Consider the following 16,364-nt stretch of genomic DNA (forward strand, 5'->3'; position numbering starts at 1 on the left):
ATCTTAAGTTTGCAATTTAATCCCTCTCGACGCAAATTGCAATCTTTTAGCAGTGTAAAGTCTTCACCGATGAGGACATGCGCCTAGGGTTAAACAGTATGTCAAAACTCAACAGCCTCCAAGTGAAGAAAACTAAATTTCCTCACATCATACACAACGGTTAACTTCGCCATGTATCAATATCCCATATTGAGTTCTTGTGCTTGTGCCGCAAGCTCATTTAGGACTTTTATTCCTTCGGCATCATTGCGATTTTTATAGTCCATAACATCTTGATAACGCATCCGATAGACTGTTCCCTCTCTCCAGTAAGGAATTTCTCCTGATTTCAGCAAGCTTAAAACCTGAGTGCGAGAAACACCTAGAATATCAGCCGCCTCATAGAGTTCCAGTTCTTTTCTAATAGCAGTTATCTTGACTGCATGTCCTTGACTCATCTGTGTCAAAGTCTCAACTAACAGATGAAAGGCGGCGGCGGGAATCGTCACAGTCTCGCTTGTAGCGTCTTCTTGCATCACTTGAATAGTGATAGGTTTTCCGTTGTTTTGAACATAAGATACTAATAGTTGATAACTCGCTTGAGCAATATTCGCTTCTGCTTCAGTTGGTGGAATGGTGAGGGAGTTTTTTTCCGTAGAGAGTGTCATTATCTATACAGTAATCCTAGATAAATGGTGAACAAAAAGTTAAGTGAAAAGGCAACAGCCCTAATACCCGCTCAAATTTAAAGTGGTCACTTCTAACGTACCCAAATCAACGCAACGGATGACATGATTATTCGTATCAGCGATATAGAGACGAGCCGCGATCGCACTGACTCCAGAAGGTTCGGCAAACTCCGCTTCATGACTCTGACCGTCGCGGTGTCCCGCTTTTCCGTTCCCTAACAAGGTTTGACAGCTACCCGTACTCGGATCGACGCGCTTAATTTTGTGATTATAAGTATCCGCTACCCAGAGGTAATTTTGGGTATATTCCACGCCTAAACAGTGCTGGAGTCGCACCTCTAACTTTTGACCATCGCGATCGCCAAATTCAAACAGTTCACCACTGCCACAAATTGTCCGCACAGGTAAATTATGAATTAGACCCACTCCCCGAATCGAACTCACCTCACTATCAGCAACGTAGAGTTCTCGACCATCAGTAGTAATCCCACTGGGTTGAGCAAAGGCGGCTTCATGGAGTGACCCATCTAAGCAGGCTTCTGCACCTGTCCCCGTGTATGTGCCAATCTCACCCGTTTCAAGCTGCATTTCCCAGATTTGATGGGAACCCGCCATCGCAATCAACAGGCGATTATCAATTTTTTCAATATCCCAAGGTGAATTTAACGCCGTCTGTAACCCTAAACCACTATGGGGTTGAAGCTGGCGACTTTGCTCTCCAGTACCCGCAATGGTTTCAACTTGCTCAGTTTCTAGATGAATGCATCGCAAGCAATGATTTTCTGTATCCGCCACGTAAAGACGTTGATTTTTGGGATCTAGTGTGATACCTTGAGGTGCAAAAAATTGGGCTTCGGCAAAAGTTCCATCGGTCAATCCCGGTTCACCTGTACCAATAATATTTAATACTTCACCTGCCAACGTACTTACCACAATCCGATGATGACCCGAGTCGGCAATAAATAGGCGATCGCTAAATTCATCAGCCAGGACTTTACCGGGAAATGCCAAGGGATTGGTGAGGGGATGTTGCTGTTTTTCCAATGTGAAATGAAGTGGCTCCATTGTCATTGTGCCTTTTTGCTGGTGTTTCTGAATCAGTTCCCCTATAAGTTGATTGAGAACCTCTCGATTCCCTTCTCCCGCTACATCTCTAATCACATAACCTTCAGGGTCAATCACGACTAACGTAGGCCACGCCCGAACTGCATATTGCTGCCATAGATTAAAAGTATAGTCTACAACAATGGGATGCTCGACATCGTAGCGAAGAATTGCCTGACGAATATTTTCCGCGTCTTTTTCGTTATCAAATTTAGCCGAGTGAATACCAATCACAATCAGACTATCTTTATATTTTTGTTCTAAATAGTTTAAGTCTGGCAGAACATGGAGACAGTTAATACAGCAGTACGTCCAAAAGTCGAGAATCACCACTCGCCCTTTTAAACTCGTCAGGGAAAGCGGGTGATTGGTATTTAACCAGATGCCGTCTTGGGGAAGTTCTGGCGCTCGAACCCGTGGTGTCATGGGATTCTCGGTGATTGTTGATTGTTCATTGTTAATTGTTTATTGCTCAGATCCTAACCTAACGTTCAGCGTAATACTGTTTTCCCATGTTGAGTGTGTAGGGGCGGGTTTCACAACTATCTTTTCGGTTGTACCCAGATATGACTAAACCCGCCCCACCCTAAAATAAAAAACCTACACCTGTAAGCCCCCCTCATTCCCCCCTCGCAGGGGGGATGACAGCGGATGCGGAAGCTTTTTGTTATGGGGGGAAGCCAGAATATGCGGGAGCTAGTATTCGCATTATTTTTCAATCAGTTCGGGTAGGGTTGGTGGCAAGTCAGCGTCAGGAATCACAGGTTTAATTGTCGGTGTTGGCGAGGGAATGGGGGTATCCTCCTCCGATGAAGGGGGTTCCGGGGGTAACGATTCATCGGGAGTTACTGATTTTTCTGTACCCTCTTCTGGGACAGTTTGGGTTGTCTCTGGGTTCGATTCCTTGTCCTCTGGAATCACTTCAGATGGCTGTGGGGAAGTTTTTGGGGCTGGAGTTACGGGTTCTGTCTCTGCTTGCGTTTCCTCTGGGGATGTTTGAGTTTTATCCAAGGGTGTAGATACTTCGGGTTTTGGCTGCGATTTGGTTGGCTCAGTCACGATATCCGAGGCTTCCTCAGGAGTTTCTGGGGCTGGAGTTACAGGTTCTATCTCCACTTGCAGTTCCTCTGGGGATGTTTGAGTTTTATCGAGGGGTGTAGATGCTTTGGGTTTTGGCTGCGATTTGGTTGGCTCAGTCACGATATCCGAGGCTTCCTCAGGAGTTTCTGGGGCTGGAGTTACAGGTTCTGTCTCCGCTTGCGGTTCCTCTGGAAATGTTTGGGTTTTATCCACAGGTGGAGTTACGGGTTCTGTCTCCACTTGCGGTTCTGGCGGCGACTCGGTTTCCTCTGGCAAAACTTCAGGTTCAGGTGACGGTGTTTCTAGTTCTTCTGGTTGTTCAGTGGATGGGGTAGGAGACACTTGGGGTTTTTGGAATCGTTCCCGGATGGTTTGATAGAAGCGATTGAAAAAGCCACGGGTTGGGGATTTTTCTGTGGGTTTGGCTTCAGGAGTTTCCAATTCTGTGGCTGAGGGAAAGGTTTCATCGGGCGTAGCAGGTTCTACGACTGTGGGAGAGTCTTCCCCTGTTTTGGTTTCAGGTATTGATTTTTCTTCAACAGGTATCTCAGGTTCAGGAGCGGGAATTTGTTTGGGTATCTCTGATTCAGCCGTTGGGATTTCTTCGACAGGTGTCTCGGATTCAGGAGCGGGAATTTGTTCGGGTATCTCTGATTCAGCCGTTGGGATTTCTTCTTCAGCATCAGGAGGGAGAGGTGGTGTTGGTGTGGGTTCTACCTCTACCGTTGGCGATGGAGTGGGTGAAGGTGTAGGCGTGGGGGTGACTTCTGGAGCGGGTGTTGGTGCGGCTTGAACTTTATAGTTGGGATCGATAATGCTACGGGCAACTTCAGTAGAGAGTTCGTTCCGCATTAACTGGGATAAGGTATCATTGCCCCCTGGCTGATAACGAATTAGCCGCGCTGTGTTATTGTAGGCGTTTTTAACTGGATTTCCTTGCTCATCCAGAAACTCTAGCTGCACCCAGTTTTTACCGGGTTTAAAGCCGTTGAGATAAACAGACTGCCAGCGATCAAGGGTAAAACTTTCACCATTGATGGTGACGCGAATTTGCCAATCGACAATCTCGTCTTCTGGGTTTTCCTGGGCAACGAGATGGAGTGGGGCATTCGTCAGGTAGAAGTCGAGCAGAATAGGCTCAGTACCATAGCTGCCTAGGGGATGGTTGTAGGTTAAAAGCGGTAGGTTGGCTACCGGATTATTATCGTCAGTTTTGGTAAATACGTGAAATGTGGTTTGAGCGTAGGCTCCTTCATTTTTAAAGCTTTCATGCCAAGGACGAGCGGCGAAAACTCGTAGGGTGTGGGTTCCGGGGGATAAGTCTTCCAGGATTAGAGATTTATCGACGTTGTAAACCGGAATATGAGACTGATTGTCAAGAATTACGTTGAGATGAGGACCCATGTTTAATTCTGGGTTTTTGAACAGGGGTAAGTCCTGTACCTGGAATTTTACGGAGACGGTGGTGTCTTGGAGAATCTGATCGGGAGTCGGACTCAAGATGGTGACTTGAGGCTGATAGCTTTCTAAGCTGCGGTTCAGTTGCTGAATCACTGGGGGTGGGGCGACTTCTGAGAGTTGTGCCACTGGTTCGGTTGGCGGTGGGGCTTCCTCTTCTGGGGGGGGTAAGGTTTCGGTGCCTTCGCCACAGGCTACCAGTCCCGCCATCAGCACTACCACCAGCACGACTGAACAAATTGCTCTTACTGTTTTCCACCAGAGATTCCTAGCCAACACACCATCTCCTCAACTAATTCTGCTCATTAGGAACTATAGCGAACAATGGCTCCTCCTCTACATGATGGATGGGGGAGATAACGAAGGACGAATGACGAAGGACGAATGACCAATCTGAGATTAAACCAGTCTATTGTTTAGTTTTGTAAATTTTATCGGTCACACTCTTGACTTTTTTGGGAGTTTACTCAAATCAAAACCCAAAGTAGACCTTGATTTGCTGAAATTTGAATTTTTGTTAAGTACAGCCCAATACTTCCTCCAGCAAGACCTATCATCAACAAAAGAGTTATCCCCTAGATTTCAAAGGGGATATCGTTTTTCCAGGAAAGTTACGCCAAAAGCGGTACTTTCCGCTAAATTGATAAAAAAGCAAACTTCCTTTTGGATATTTCTCGTTCCTTGTATAGAGAGGAGACTCCTGATGACAATCAGCCCTCCTGAGCGGGACACGAAGGCAAAGGTAACAGTTGATAAAGATCCCGTTCCTACTTCATTTGAGAAGTGGTCTAAACCGGGACATTTCGACCGTACCTTAGCCAAGGGACCAAAAACCACCACTTGGATTTGGAACCTACACGCGAACGCTCATGATTTCGATAGTCATACCAGTGACCTAGAAGATGTATCGCGCAAAATCTTTAGCGCTCACTTCGGTCACCTAGCGGTTATTTTTGTCTGGTTGAGCGGCATGTATTTCCATGGCGCTCGGTTTTCCAACTACGAAGCTTGGCTGACTGATCCAATCAATATCAAGCCAAGTGCTCAAGTCGTTTGGCCCATCGTGGGTCAAGACATTTTAAATGCGGATGTCGGTGGCGGGTTCCACGGCATTCAAATCACGTCAGGATTCTTCCAAATCTGGCGTGCATCTGGAATCACTAACGAATTCCAACTCTACTGCACCGCCATTGGTGGTCTAGTCATGGCAGCCCTGATGCTGTTTGCTGGCTGGTTCCACTACCACAAGCGGGCGCCCAAGTTGGAATGGTTCCAGAATGTAGAGTCCATGATGAACCACCACTTAGCTGGATTGTTAGGTTGTGGATCATTAGGTTGGGCGGGTCACCAGATTCACGTCTCTCTGCCGATCAACAAGCTACTGGATGCTGGGGTAGCTCCTGAGGATATTCCTCTCCCCCACGAGTTCATCTTGAACAAGAGCTTGATGGCAGAGTTATATCCCAGTTTCGAGCAAGGGTTGAAGCCGTTCTTCACCCTGAACTGGGGGGCGTATGCTGACTTCCTCACGTTTAAAGGTGGGTTAAACCCAACCACAGGTGGATTGTGGCTCTCAGACACCGCGCATCACCACTTAGCGATCGCGGTTCTGTTTATCATCGCGGGTCACTTCTACCGGACGAACTGGGGAATTGGTCATAGCTTTAAGGAAGTTCTAGAAGCTCATAAAGGTCCCTTTACCGGTCAAGGTCACAAAGGGATGTATGAGATCTTCACCACCTCCTGGCATGCTCAACTGTCCTGGAACTTAGCGCTGCTCGGTTCGCTGACCATTATCGTGGCGCATCACATGTACGCGATGCCTCCGTATCCGTACTTAGCCACCGATTATGGAACGCAATTGTCCATCTTTACCCACCACATGTGGATTGGTGCCTTCTGTATCGTTGGGGGTGCTGCTCACGCAGCGATCTTCATGGTGCGGGACTACGATCCGAATATTCATGTGGATAACCTGTTAGATCGGGTACTTCGTCACCGGGATGCGATTATTTCTCACCTGAACTGGGTTTGTATCTTCCTGGGCTTCCATAGTTTCGGTCTGTACGTTCACAACGACACGATGCGGGCTTTTGGTCGTCCTCAAGATATGTTCTCGGATACGGGGATTCAACTCCAACCGATCTTTGCTCAGTGGGTGCAGCATTTGCATACCCTGGCTCCCGGCGGAACCGCTCCTAATGCCCTAGAACCAGTCAGCTACGCCTTTGGCGGTGGCATGGTCGCGGTCGGTGGCAAAGTGGCAATGATGCCGATCACCTTGGGAACGGCGGATTTCTTAATCCACCATATTCACGCCTTCCAGATTCATGTCACCGCACTGATTCTGCTCAAAGGTGTGCTATATGCCCGGAACTCTCGTTTGATTCCGGACAAATCATCCCTGGGTTTCCGCTTCCCCTGTGATGGTCCAGGTCGGGGTGGTACTTGCCAAGTATCAGCTTGGGATCACGTATTCCTCGGTCTGTTCTGGATGTATAACTGCATCTCGATTGTAATTTTCCACTTTAGCTGGAAGATGCAGTCCGATGTTTGGGGAACGGTGGCGTCCGATGGTACCGTGTCTCACATCACGGGCGGTAACTTTGCCGCAGGTGCAATTACGATTAACGGTTGGTTGCGTGACTTCCTCTGGGCGCAAGCATCTCAGGTGATCAACTCCTACGGCACAGCGTTGTCAGCTTATGGCATCCTGTTCTTAGGCGCTCACTTTGTCTGGGCATTCAGCTTGATGTTCCTGTTCAGTGGTCGCGGCTACTGGCAAGAGCTGATCGAATCCATCGTTTGGGCGCATAATAAACTAAAAGTGGCTCCAGCTATTCAGCCTCGCGCTCTGAGCATTGTCCAAGGTCGGGCTGTGGGGGTAGCTCACTACCTCCTAGGAGGAATTGTCACCACTTGGGCATTCTTCCTGGCACGAATCCTAGCAGTCGGATGACGGCTGTTTGAATCGAAACCACTATAAAGCAGGACAGAAGGTCTTGCCTGTCTCGACCCCATCCCAAACTGGAACTTCGGTTCCAGGGGGTCACCAAAGACAGAAAACGAGCAGCAAAAGCATAAGTCTCTGTAGGATTTCCTAAAGAAAGACAGATGGCAACAAAATTTCCGAAATTTAGCCAGGATCTCGCTCAAGATCCGACAACACGTCGAATCTGGTACGGAATTGCCACCGCCCATGACTTTGAGAGCCATGATGGCATGACTGAGGAAAATCTTTATCAGAAGATTTTCGCATCTCACTTCGGTCATCTGGCAATCATTTTCCTGTGGACCTCTGGCAGTCTGTTCCACGTCGCCTGGCAAGGCAACTTTGAACAGTGGATCAAAGATCCGCTCAACGTCCGTCCGATCGCGCACGCGATTTGGGACCCTCAATTCGGTCAACCGGCTGTTGATGCGTTTACTCAAGCCGGTGCGTCTAACCCTGTTGATATTGCTTACTCTGGGGTGTATCACTGGTGGTACACCGTGGGGATGCGGACAAATGGGGATCTGTATCAAGGGGCATTGTTCCTCCTGGTGCTATCTGCCGTCTTCCTGTTTGCAGGTTGGCTGCACTTACAACCCAAGTTCCGTCCCAGCTTGGCTTGGTTTAAAAATGCTGAGTCTCGCCTAAACCACCACTTAGCGGGTTTGTTTGGGGTGAGTTCCTTAGCTTGGACAGGTCACCTGGTTCACGTGGCGATTCCCGAAGCCCGGGGACAGCATGTTGGCTGGGATAACTTCCTGTCCGTCAAGCCACACCCTGCGGGTTTAGCTCCGTTTTTCACAGGAAACTGGGGGGTTTATGCCCAGAATCCAGATACAGCAAACCATATCTTTGGTACGTCCGAAGGTGCTGGCTCTGCGATTCTTACCTTCTTAGGTGGGTTCCATCCTCAGACTGAATCCCTGTGGCTGACTGACATTGCTCACCACCACCTGGCGATCGCTGTTCTGTTTATCATTGCGGGTCACATGTACCGGACAAACTTCGGTATAGGTCACAGCATGAAAGACATCATGGCAGCGCACAATCCCCCACCGGGAACCCCGTTTGGTGGCATTTTGGGTGAAGGTCACAAAGGAATCTACGACACCTATAACAACTCGCTGCACTTCCAGTTAGGTTGGCACTTGGCTTGCTTAGGTGTAGTTACCTCGCTGGTGGCGCAACACATGTATTCCTTGCCGCCTTATGCATTTATGGCGCGGGATTATACCACGCAGGCAGCGTTGTATACTCACCACCAATATATTGCGGGCTTCTTAATGGTTGGTGCATTCGCCCACGGAGCAATTTTCCTGGTGCGGGACTACGACCCCGAAGCGAATAAGAACAATGTGTTGGCACGGGTATTGGATCACAAGGAAGCAATTATCTCTCACTTGAGCTGGGTTTCCTTGTTCCTCGGATTTCACACCTTAGGTCTATATGTTCACAACGATGTCGTTGTGGCATTTGGAACTCCTGAAAAGCAAATTCTAATTGAGCCAGTTTTCGCTCAATGGATTCAAGCGGCTCACGGTAAGCTGCTCTATGGATTCGATACACTGCTATCTAATCCTGATAGCATTGCGACTACGGCTTGGCCCAACTACGGGAACGTTTGGTTACCCGGTTGGTTAGATGCGATTAACGATGGCGGTAACTCCCTGTTCCTGACCATTGGTCCTGGTGACTTCTTAGTTCACCACGCGATCGCACTCGGTCTGCATACCACCACTTTGATTCTGGTCAAAGGTGCGTTGGATGCCCGTGGTTCTAAGCTGATGCCCGATAAAAAAGACTTCGGCTACAGCTTCCCCTGCGACGGTCCCGGTCGTGGCGGCACTTGCGATATCTCCGCTTGGGACGCTTTCTATCTAGCCATGTTCTGGATGCTGAATACCATTGGTTGGGTAACCTTCTACTGGCACTGGAAGCATCTGGGCATCTGGCAAGGCAACGTAGCCACATTTAATCAGAACTCAACCTATCTGATGGGTTGGCTACGCGACTACCTCTGGCTGAACTCCTCTCAGCTAATCAACGGGTACAACCCGTTTGGAACCAATAACCTGTCGGTTTGGGCTTGGATGTTCCTCTTAGGACACCTGATCTGGGCGACTGGCTTCATGTTCCTGATTAGCTGGCGTGGTTACTGGCAAGAACTGATTGAAACGTTGGTTTGGGCGCACGAGCGCACACCTCTGGCGAACCTAGTTCGTTGGAAGGACAAGCCGGTTGCTCTGTCCATCGTTCAAGCTCGTGTGGTTGGTTTAGCTCACTTTACGGTGGGGTATATATTGACCTACGCGGCGTTTGTGATTGCCTCGACTGCGGGTAAGTTCGGTTAGCGAACTGAAGCTTTTTAGGTAATTAAATAAATCCCCTGCCTTCGGGTGGGGGATTTTTCGTTTAAGCCCTTTTTTACCCCAGCGACTGGAAGTCACGGCTACACAAACAAAGTCCGCCTACGCGGACTTATATAGCAACCGCCATGGCGCGTCTGGAACAATGGTGCCGAACTTCCTAATCGATGTGTCTATTGCTATAAAGGATCTAGCTAACCCAGATGGGGTTGCACTTACACCAGGGAGAAGTTATATCCATCATTCTATGCAGCTATGGCTTCAAAGTTGAAATTATCGGTTTTCCTCTTCTCTATTAGTGAAGCTGTATCGTCAATTACCAAAAAAACTGTTTCTTGTTGCAATTCTGTTAGCAATTGGAGGATGAAGTCTTCTAACTTGGGAAGATATTGCAGCGCTAAAGACAAACGTAGAACAGCCTATTATTTGGCTTCTTTTGCTAAGTTAGAAAAGGCTAGAGTTAATTTTGATAAAGCACGAGAATATGCAAACAAAGCACATAATTATTTTATCGAGCTAGGTATGATACGAGATGCTAAAAAAGTCAAATCATTGTTGAATTCCATAAATTGTAAATAGGGGTTGCTGAATAAATGTTAAACCCAAGGCAGTTTAACGCTAGTAGTGTTCAACGGAAGTGTATCGCCTCTACTCCTCTAAAATCTCAACCACATCCTCAATCATCACATCAAAGGTTCGAGCCAACTTATAAATCGCAGTAAAGTCTACCATTGACAACTCGGAACGGCGAGCATAGCTTTTGACCGTGTTGTACATCACGCCAGAACGATCAGCAACCTCCTTGAGCGTCCAGCCTTTCTCCGCCGCCAATTCACGAATTTTCAGCCTGACTAAACCCATACTTGACTATCGGTGCAATTACACCTTATGATAATTCTGATATATAAAGCGATCGCTCCCTGAGTCTAGCAAACCTAAGAGCGATCGCCCTTTCCACCCCATTACATGGGAAGTATCTTTTATGTTATCAACACTTATCCCAAAAACGCCCATCCTTGTCAACGGATCTACAACTGAATCACGATTGCTAGCTTGGGGAAAGTTGAGCCACTACTCCTCCAAAATCTCAACCAAGTCCTCAATCATCACATCAAAGGTTCGAGCCAACTTATAGAGGGCAGTATAATCGACCATTGACATTCCAGGACGACGGGCATAACTTCTCACCGTACTGTAAATGACTCCAGAACGGTCAGACACTTCTTTCAACGTCCATCCCTTCTCTTGGGCGAGTTCTCGAATCTTTAGCCTAACTAACCCCATCCTTGACAAGTGATGCAGTTGCATCGTTTAATGAGAGAATCGGAAAAAGCGATCGCTCTTTCTGTCTCGCAAACTTAAGAGCGATCGCGCCAATGTCCCAATTAAATGGGAAGTAATTTCTATGTTATCAACAAATACCACAAAAACGCCCACCTTTGAAGCCTCAAAACTCAATTACAAATCCTCCACCCATCACCCCTTGGCACGATTTGTCACCGTCGAGACAGTCGCCTTGCTGTTTAACCGCTCTCCTGACGAGATTTATCGCATCGAATGCTGGCAACATATCGTTTATGTTCATGGTAAAGGGTTGAGCCGATTTGTCAGCTATGCCGACTTTCCGCCCATCCTGGAAGCTGAACCTCCCACCCATCAAGACATGGTGCGTTGGCGCAAGCGCTGGAAATCCCGAATTGCTCCTGAATTTTGGACAATATTCTATAGATATCAGTTCAACCGAGCCAAGAGTGAGTCACAATTGCTAGCGTGGGGACAATTTATTGCTCTGTTGAAAGGATTGCTATCAACAGCTGCCTTACAACACCTGCGCCAAGCCTATCAGTTAGAACAATATTGGTGGCGTCACTTTTGACGACTGAATCTGGCTTAACCAAGGCAACAAGACGATGACAGATCAACGTGCGATCGCAAGATATGATTATGATCAGGATAGTTGCCCATCTTGAGCTAAAACTCCTATGACCCTCAAACAGCTTGAAGCTGAAGTCCTTGCTCTGCCTAAAGACTCTCTAGTTGCATTGCTGGCGCGACTTCTGGAACATTTGAGTCAACTCAGTGAAATTGACCAGGATGTTGAACGTGTTTGGACTCAAGAAGCTGAAGCACGCGATCGCGAAATAGACGATGGTCAAGTCACTGGTATTCCGGCTGAGGACGTGTTTCAACAGATTCGTGCGTCCTGGCAATGAAAACGGTTATATTTCATCCACTCTTCAGTCAGGAGTTAACCGATGCCATAGCCTATTACGAAGCGCAACAACCGGGACTTGGCTTGGAGTATTTAGAAGACGTCGAAAATACAGTTAATCTCCTCAGAATTTATCCAGAAGCGGGTTCAAGAGTTCGAGGTTCTATTCGTCGTCTCATCCTGCCCAAATTTCCTTACTTTCTACTCTATCGCCTCCTGGAAAACAACCAAATTCGGATTTTGGCATTAGCGCATCACAAGCGCTTTCCCCCAGTATTAGAGAAATCGTAAGTAGTTAATAACGTGTGTTTTAATTACGTGGTTAGCTTGGCAAGAAACGCCAGGAATGCCAATGGGACAAGCCTACTAGCTAAAACAATAGACGATGATCGCTCAAGGTGCGATCGCTGATCATCACCCAGCTATGACCACAGTGACGATTAGCCTCTAAGATAAGAAATAATCACTGCTCCTTTAGCTAAAAGTTTATGTTACGTGATCTCACTATACAAAACTATCGCTGCTTCAATAACTTTCATATCGATGGGTTAGCGCGAGTCAATTTACTCGTGGGTATGAATAATTGTGGAAAAACCACATTATTGGAAGCTGTGTATCTATTCGTTAATCAAGGCAATCCTCAACGTTTAGCCTATTTACTCCATAACCGAGGTGAACTGGTTGAACGCTCCAGCTTTAGCCTGCCCAGTGACCCCCCCCACCCTCAGTTTTACTATCAAATTAGCCATCTATTTTATGGTCATGCACCGAGCTTAAATTCAACAATCAGTTTTAGTTCAACCCAAGATCATAATTTACAAGTTGAAATCATTAGACAAAAACTAGAGACACCTCAACTTCGCAGTCAAACTCAAATTATAACTCCATTTGAATTGGTTATTCGATTAAACTCACAAGAAGAAACATATTATGTTCCTGTATATTCTGATGATTTAATAGAAGCTAGATGGCTGACATTCCCTGGATTTACCAATCAATATTCTGGTTCATCAAAACCAGAACATAAATTCTTGAATAAAAGTTGGTTTGTTCCAAGTAATAATTTAAGCAACCTGGACATATCTGCTATATGGAATGATATTACTCTCACACCATCTAATTCCGACTGATGATAGTTTGCGTCCAAAAGCCGAGGCGATTGTGCAAGAAATTGAACAGTTGAAATTGAATCGTTACACGCCAATTCATCATCCCAAAGCCTTAATTAATACGTGGTTAGCTTGGCAAGAAACACCGTGAATGCCAATGGGACAAGCAATTACTGCACAGGTACTGATACCAAGTTGCAGTCTAAGGTAGAATCTGTCATGCTGAGCAAAACGCAGTGAAACGGAGTGACGCGAAGCATCTGTCCAGATTCTAAAGCTCGTTCCTCGCTATAGCTTCGCTTCACGCTTCGCTCAGAATGACATGATAGAACGCAACTTGGTATGAGTGATAATGCTGAAATCGCGAACAAGTTTGTTGAATGGTTAAAACGTCTATTTGAGTTAGCGGATGCTTCAGAATAAATGTGGCAAATCAAGCGTTAATTACGCATGACAAATGTCACGTATTCTTGATACTTTTTTCTGTCTCTTCTTCTGATTTATCTCTGACTTGGAAATACCAATAGAGGTTGGCAACGGCTAAGTTTGAGGCGTTTTCCAGATTTGCCGGGACTAAGGTTTTGTAACCCGCGATCGCAGCTTGCTGAGTGATGTACGTTTCCCACTCTTGACGTAGCTGAGGTTTGATCATAAATTGCAGTTGGTTAAGCAGGGATTTGGGATGAGATTTTTGCTTTAAATTCTCATAGAGTAATTGTTCGGGAGGTTCTGCTAAAACGTTTGGATCTGCACTGGCGTCTGGGGTAGCTGTGGCGTCTGAGTTGCTCAAATCGGCACTTTGAAGCAGTTTGAGTTCGGATGCAGGAAGCGAGCGCATCCAATCGTACACAATTTGACTTTAATTTCTCCAAGATTAAAGTCAAATTCAATAATCCTATTAAGCCTTGGCAACCCCTCTGGAATCGGTACTTCAAACGTGTATCCTTTGACTTTGGTTGTAATCGGACACACTAACGCTAATCCTACTCGGCGATTGTATCTAATCGGTGAGATAACCAGTGCCGGACGACGACCCGCTTGTTCACGTCCAGTTTGAGGAGAAAAATTGAGCCAAATAATATCCCCGCGTTGTGGGACATACACATTAGAATCACCAGACCTCACGACCCACAGGTTCTCCTAAATCAATTTCACCGTGTAGAGTATCACGAGTAATGGGTTCTAATCGTTCATTCAAACGACGCTCTTTTTCACGCCGACGCAGCAGGCTACTGGCAATAATCTGTATCGCCAGGGATTCAATAGGTTCTTCAGTCAATTCAGCCAGTTGCTTGAGTTGCCCAAAGAGTGATTCAGAAATTTCTAAGGTTAACTTACGATTCGTCATCTTAACGTCCTTGACTTGTTATGGCGTTTTTTTAATTATTACGCTTGGCTTGTCTCTACTCCTCCAAAATCTCAACCAAGTCCTCAATCATCACATCAAAGGTTCGAGCCAACTTATAGAGGGCAGTATAATCGACCATTGACATTCCAGGACGACGGGCATAACTTCTCACCGTACTGTAAATGACTCCAGAACGGTCAGACACTTCTTTCAACGTCCATCCCTTCTCTTGGGCGAGTTCTCGAATCTTTAGCCTAACTAACCCCATCCTTGACAAGTGATGCAGTTGCATCGTTTAATGAGAGAATCTGAAAAAGCGATCGCCCTCTAGCCCGGAAAACTGCGGAGCGATCGCCATTTCCACCCCATGAAATGGGAGGTATTTTCTATGTTATCAACACCTACCACAAAAACACCCATCCTTGTCAACCGATCCACCACTGAATCACAATTGCTAGCTTGGGGAGAGTTAAGCCGCTACTCTTCCACAATCTCAACCATATCCTCAACCATCACATCAAAGGTTCGAGCTAGCTTCTGGACAGAAATAAAGTCAATCTTTGACATTCCCGGACAACGAGCATAATGCCTCACGGTGCTGTAAATGACGCCGGAACGCTCAGATACTTCCTTGAGTGTCCAACCTTTCTCTTGTGAAAATTCTCGAACTCTAAGCCTGACTCGCCCCATACTTGACAAGTGGTTGCATACCGTCATTTAATAAGTTTACCGGAAAAAGCGATCGCCCTCTAGCCTGGAAAACTGCGGAGCGATCGCCCTTTCCACCCCACTACAAGGGAATGACTTACCATTGCATGGGAATCAATTACTATGTTATCAACACATACCACAAAAACGCCCACTTTTGAAGCCTCAAAACTAAATTACAAATCCTCCACCCCTCACCCCTTGGCACGATTTGTCACAGTCGAGACAGTCGCCTTGCTGTTTAACCGCTCTCCTGACGAGATTTATCGCATCGAATGCTGGCAACATATCGTTTACGTTCATGGTAAAGGGTTGAGCCGTTTCGTCAGCTATGCCGACTTTCCACCCATCCTGGAAGCCGAACCCCCCACCCATCAAGACATGGTGCGCTGGCGCAAGCGCTGGAAGTCTCAAATTGCGCCAGAGTTTTGGACAACATTCTATAGATATCAGTTCAACCGAGCCAAAAGTGAGTCGCAATTGCTAGCGTGGGGAAAATTTGTTGCTCTGGTAAAAGGATTGCTCTCAACAGCCGCCTTACAACACCTGCGCCAAGCCTACCAGCTAGAACAATATTGGGGTTGAGGACTGCTATTATGGTTAGCATCATTGATTTGATTTAGCGTTGGCGATCAGTCATCATTATGAGCAAAGCTAGGATTCTTGACCCATCCGAGAGCTATACGTTCAGTAAATATGCCCAATTAGCCTACGATACTGCTGATATCCTAGCTGAATTCGGTGTCACCCTCAAAAATAGCTCACTCCAACTCCCACAGCAGTTGCCAATCGATCCAGAACCCCTGAGAATAGAACTGCAAGAAAATCTCACGTTGGTCGATCCGGTTTCCGAGATGGCTAGACGTGAAGCCTTGATTTTTCCGATTCTAAAGACGATTTGTAAATTCATTCAAGTTCCCCTCAAAATTGAATATCCTGTGCGGGTGAGTAACTGGCTCAAAGGCAGTTTTGATTATTTCATTTCTACTGAACAAAATTTATTAGTGATTGAAGCGAAAAATGCTGATTTAGCCAGAGGTTTTACTCAGTTAGCGGTAGAATTAATAGCCCTCGATCAATGGACAGATTCAACTGTTCCGATACTCTATGGCACGGTGACAACAGGAGACACCTGGAAATTTGGTATTTTTCAGCGTCAAGAAAAAATAATTCACAAAGATATCAACACATACGCCATTCCTAGCGATCTGAATTGGGTGCTTTCTACTTTGTTTGGTATAAGTTTGAGTTAGGTGCATATAATATAGGTTTTTGTCCCAATACCTAACAGGTAGGATAAACTCTCAACACAACCGGAC

At 46.5% G+C, this 16,364-nt stretch carries 20 protein-coding genes; 10 read left to right on the top strand and 10 right to left on the bottom strand.

Annotated elements, in window-relative coordinates; translation table 11 throughout:
- Positions 1 to 176: 176 nt before the first annotated feature.
- From ACLFWI_RS12925 to ACLFWI_RS12935, 3 genes are all read right to left on the bottom strand, one after another.
- A complete protein-coding gene (locus tag ACLFWI_RS12925) occupies positions 177 to 647 on the bottom strand; it encodes a helix-turn-helix domain-containing protein (RefSeq protein ID WP_446413276.1) in 471 nt (156 codons plus the stop codon).
- A gap of 60 nt (positions 648 to 707) precedes the next feature.
- Entirely contained in the window at positions 708 to 2,198 is a 1,491-nt protein-coding gene (locus ACLFWI_RS12930; RefSeq protein WP_446413277.1) for a thioredoxin-like domain-containing protein, read from the bottom strand.
- A 282-nt stretch (positions 2,199 to 2,480) separates the two neighbouring features.
- On the bottom strand, positions 2,481 to 4,586 hold the full coding sequence (locus tag ACLFWI_RS12935; protein WP_446413278.1) for a hypothetical protein: 2,106 nt from the start codon (positions 4,584 to 4,586) through the stop codon (positions 2,481 to 2,483).
- A gap of 427 nt (positions 4,587 to 5,013) precedes the next feature.
- On the opposite strand from ACLFWI_RS12935, the gene psaA reads away from it, so the two are divergent.
- The 3 genes from psaA to ACLFWI_RS12950 all read left to right on the top strand — a co-directional run bounded on the left by psaA (position 5,014) and on the right by ACLFWI_RS12950 (position 10,247).
- Positions 5,014 to 7,269: a photosystem I core protein PsaA gene (gene psaA / locus ACLFWI_RS12940; RefSeq protein WP_446397409.1), complete on the top strand. Its 2,256-nt coding sequence runs from the start codon at positions 5,014 to 5,016 to the stop codon at positions 7,267 to 7,269.
- A gap of 155 nt (positions 7,270 to 7,424) precedes the next feature.
- On the top strand, positions 7,425 to 9,653 hold the full coding sequence (gene psaB / locus ACLFWI_RS12945; protein WP_446413279.1) for a photosystem I core protein PsaB: 2,229 nt from the start codon (positions 7,425 to 7,427) through the stop codon (positions 9,651 to 9,653).
- Positions 9,654 to 9,923: 270 nt separating this feature from the next.
- The gene (locus ACLFWI_RS12950; RefSeq protein WP_446413280.1) at positions 9,924 to 10,247 is read left to right on the top strand and encodes a hypothetical protein; all 324 of its coding nucleotides are present in this window, start codon (positions 9,924 to 9,926) and stop codon (positions 10,245 to 10,247) included.
- A 69-nt stretch (positions 10,248 to 10,316) separates the two neighbouring features.
- On the opposite strand, the gene ACLFWI_RS12955 is transcribed toward ACLFWI_RS12950, so the two are convergent.
- On the bottom strand, positions 10,317 to 10,529 hold the full coding sequence (locus tag ACLFWI_RS12955; protein WP_446342930.1) for a helix-turn-helix domain-containing protein: 213 nt from the start codon (positions 10,527 to 10,529) through the stop codon (positions 10,317 to 10,319).
- A 210-nt stretch (positions 10,530 to 10,739) separates the two neighbouring features.
- The gene (locus ACLFWI_RS12960) at positions 10,740 to 10,952 is read right to left on the bottom strand and encodes a helix-turn-helix domain-containing protein (protein WP_446340786.1); all 213 of its coding nucleotides are present in this window, start codon (positions 10,950 to 10,952) and stop codon (positions 10,740 to 10,742) included.
- Positions 10,953 to 11,073: 121 nt separating this feature from the next.
- Between ACLFWI_RS12960 and ACLFWI_RS12965 the strand changes: the two genes are divergently transcribed.
- The 5 genes from ACLFWI_RS12965 (at position 11,074) to ACLFWI_RS12985 (ending at position 13,140) form a co-directional block, all read left to right on the top strand.
- Entirely contained in the window at positions 11,074 to 11,544 is a 471-nt protein-coding gene (locus ACLFWI_RS12965) for a hypothetical protein (protein WP_446413281.1), read from the top strand.
- A gap of 106 nt (positions 11,545 to 11,650) precedes the next feature.
- A complete protein-coding gene (locus ACLFWI_RS12970; protein WP_044211050.1) occupies positions 11,651 to 11,881 on the top strand; it encodes an addiction module protein in 231 nt (76 codons plus the stop codon).
- A complete protein-coding gene (locus ACLFWI_RS12975) occupies positions 11,878 to 12,171 on the top strand; it encodes a type II toxin-antitoxin system RelE/ParE family toxin (protein WP_446413282.1) in 294 nt (97 codons plus the stop codon). Before ACLFWI_RS12970 ends, ACLFWI_RS12975 begins: the two co-directional genes overlap by 4 nt.
- Positions 12,172 to 12,368: 197 nt before the next feature.
- The gene (locus ACLFWI_RS12980) at positions 12,369 to 13,010 is read left to right on the top strand and encodes an AAA family ATPase (protein WP_446413283.1); all 642 of its coding nucleotides are present in this window, start codon (positions 12,369 to 12,371) and stop codon (positions 13,008 to 13,010) included.
- The gene (locus tag ACLFWI_RS12985) at positions 12,976 to 13,140 is read left to right on the top strand and encodes a DUF3226 domain-containing protein (protein WP_446413284.1); all 165 of its coding nucleotides are present in this window, start codon (positions 12,976 to 12,978) and stop codon (positions 13,138 to 13,140) included. The genes ACLFWI_RS12980 and ACLFWI_RS12985 overlap by 35 nt, the downstream gene beginning before the upstream one ends.
- Positions 13,141 to 13,449: 309 nt before the next feature.
- Here ACLFWI_RS12985 and ACLFWI_RS12990 read toward each other — a convergent pair whose 3' ends face one another.
- From ACLFWI_RS12990 to ACLFWI_RS13010, 5 genes are all read right to left on the bottom strand, one after another.
- Positions 13,450 to 13,839: a hypothetical protein gene (locus tag ACLFWI_RS12990; RefSeq protein WP_446413285.1), complete on the bottom strand. Its 390-nt coding sequence runs from the start codon at positions 13,837 to 13,839 to the stop codon at positions 13,450 to 13,452.
- A complete protein-coding gene (locus ACLFWI_RS12995; protein ID WP_446413286.1) occupies positions 13,776 to 14,114 on the bottom strand; it encodes a type II toxin-antitoxin system PemK/MazF family toxin in 339 nt (112 codons plus the stop codon). Before ACLFWI_RS12995 ends, ACLFWI_RS12990 begins: the two co-directional genes overlap by 64 nt.
- Positions 14,101 to 14,337 carry an AbrB/MazE/SpoVT family DNA-binding domain-containing protein gene (locus tag ACLFWI_RS13000; RefSeq protein WP_446413287.1) on the bottom strand — a complete coding sequence of 79 codons (237 nt, stop codon included), beginning with the start codon at positions 14,335 to 14,337 and terminating at the stop codon, positions 14,101 to 14,103. The genes ACLFWI_RS12995 and ACLFWI_RS13000 overlap by 14 nt, the downstream gene beginning before the upstream one ends.
- A 55-nt stretch (positions 14,338 to 14,392) precedes the next feature.
- Positions 14,393 to 14,605: a helix-turn-helix domain-containing protein gene (locus ACLFWI_RS13005; protein WP_446340786.1), complete on the bottom strand. Its 213-nt coding sequence runs from the start codon at positions 14,603 to 14,605 to the stop codon at positions 14,393 to 14,395.
- A gap of 209 nt (positions 14,606 to 14,814) precedes the next feature.
- Positions 14,815 to 15,027, bottom strand: a complete 213-nt coding sequence (locus ACLFWI_RS13010; RefSeq protein ID WP_446374181.1) for a helix-turn-helix domain-containing protein — start codon at positions 15,025 to 15,027, stop codon at positions 14,815 to 14,817.
- A 141-nt stretch (positions 15,028 to 15,168) separates the two neighbouring features.
- On the opposite strand from ACLFWI_RS13010, the gene ACLFWI_RS13015 reads away from it, so the two are divergent.
- Positions 15,169 to 15,630, top strand: a complete 462-nt coding sequence (locus ACLFWI_RS13015) for a hypothetical protein (RefSeq protein WP_446413288.1) — start codon at positions 15,169 to 15,171, stop codon at positions 15,628 to 15,630.
- A 59-nt stretch (positions 15,631 to 15,689) separates the two neighbouring features.
- Positions 15,690 to 16,298, top strand: coding sequence for a hypothetical protein (locus tag ACLFWI_RS13020; RefSeq protein WP_446406178.1), 609 nt, complete (start codon positions 15,690 to 15,692; stop codon positions 16,296 to 16,298).
- Positions 16,299 to 16,364 lie beyond the last annotated feature (66 nt).

Source organism: Coleofasciculus sp., assembly GCF_046539235.1.
Classification (GTDB): domain Bacteria; phylum Cyanobacteriota; class Cyanobacteriia; order Cyanobacteriales; family Coleofasciculaceae; genus Coleofasciculus.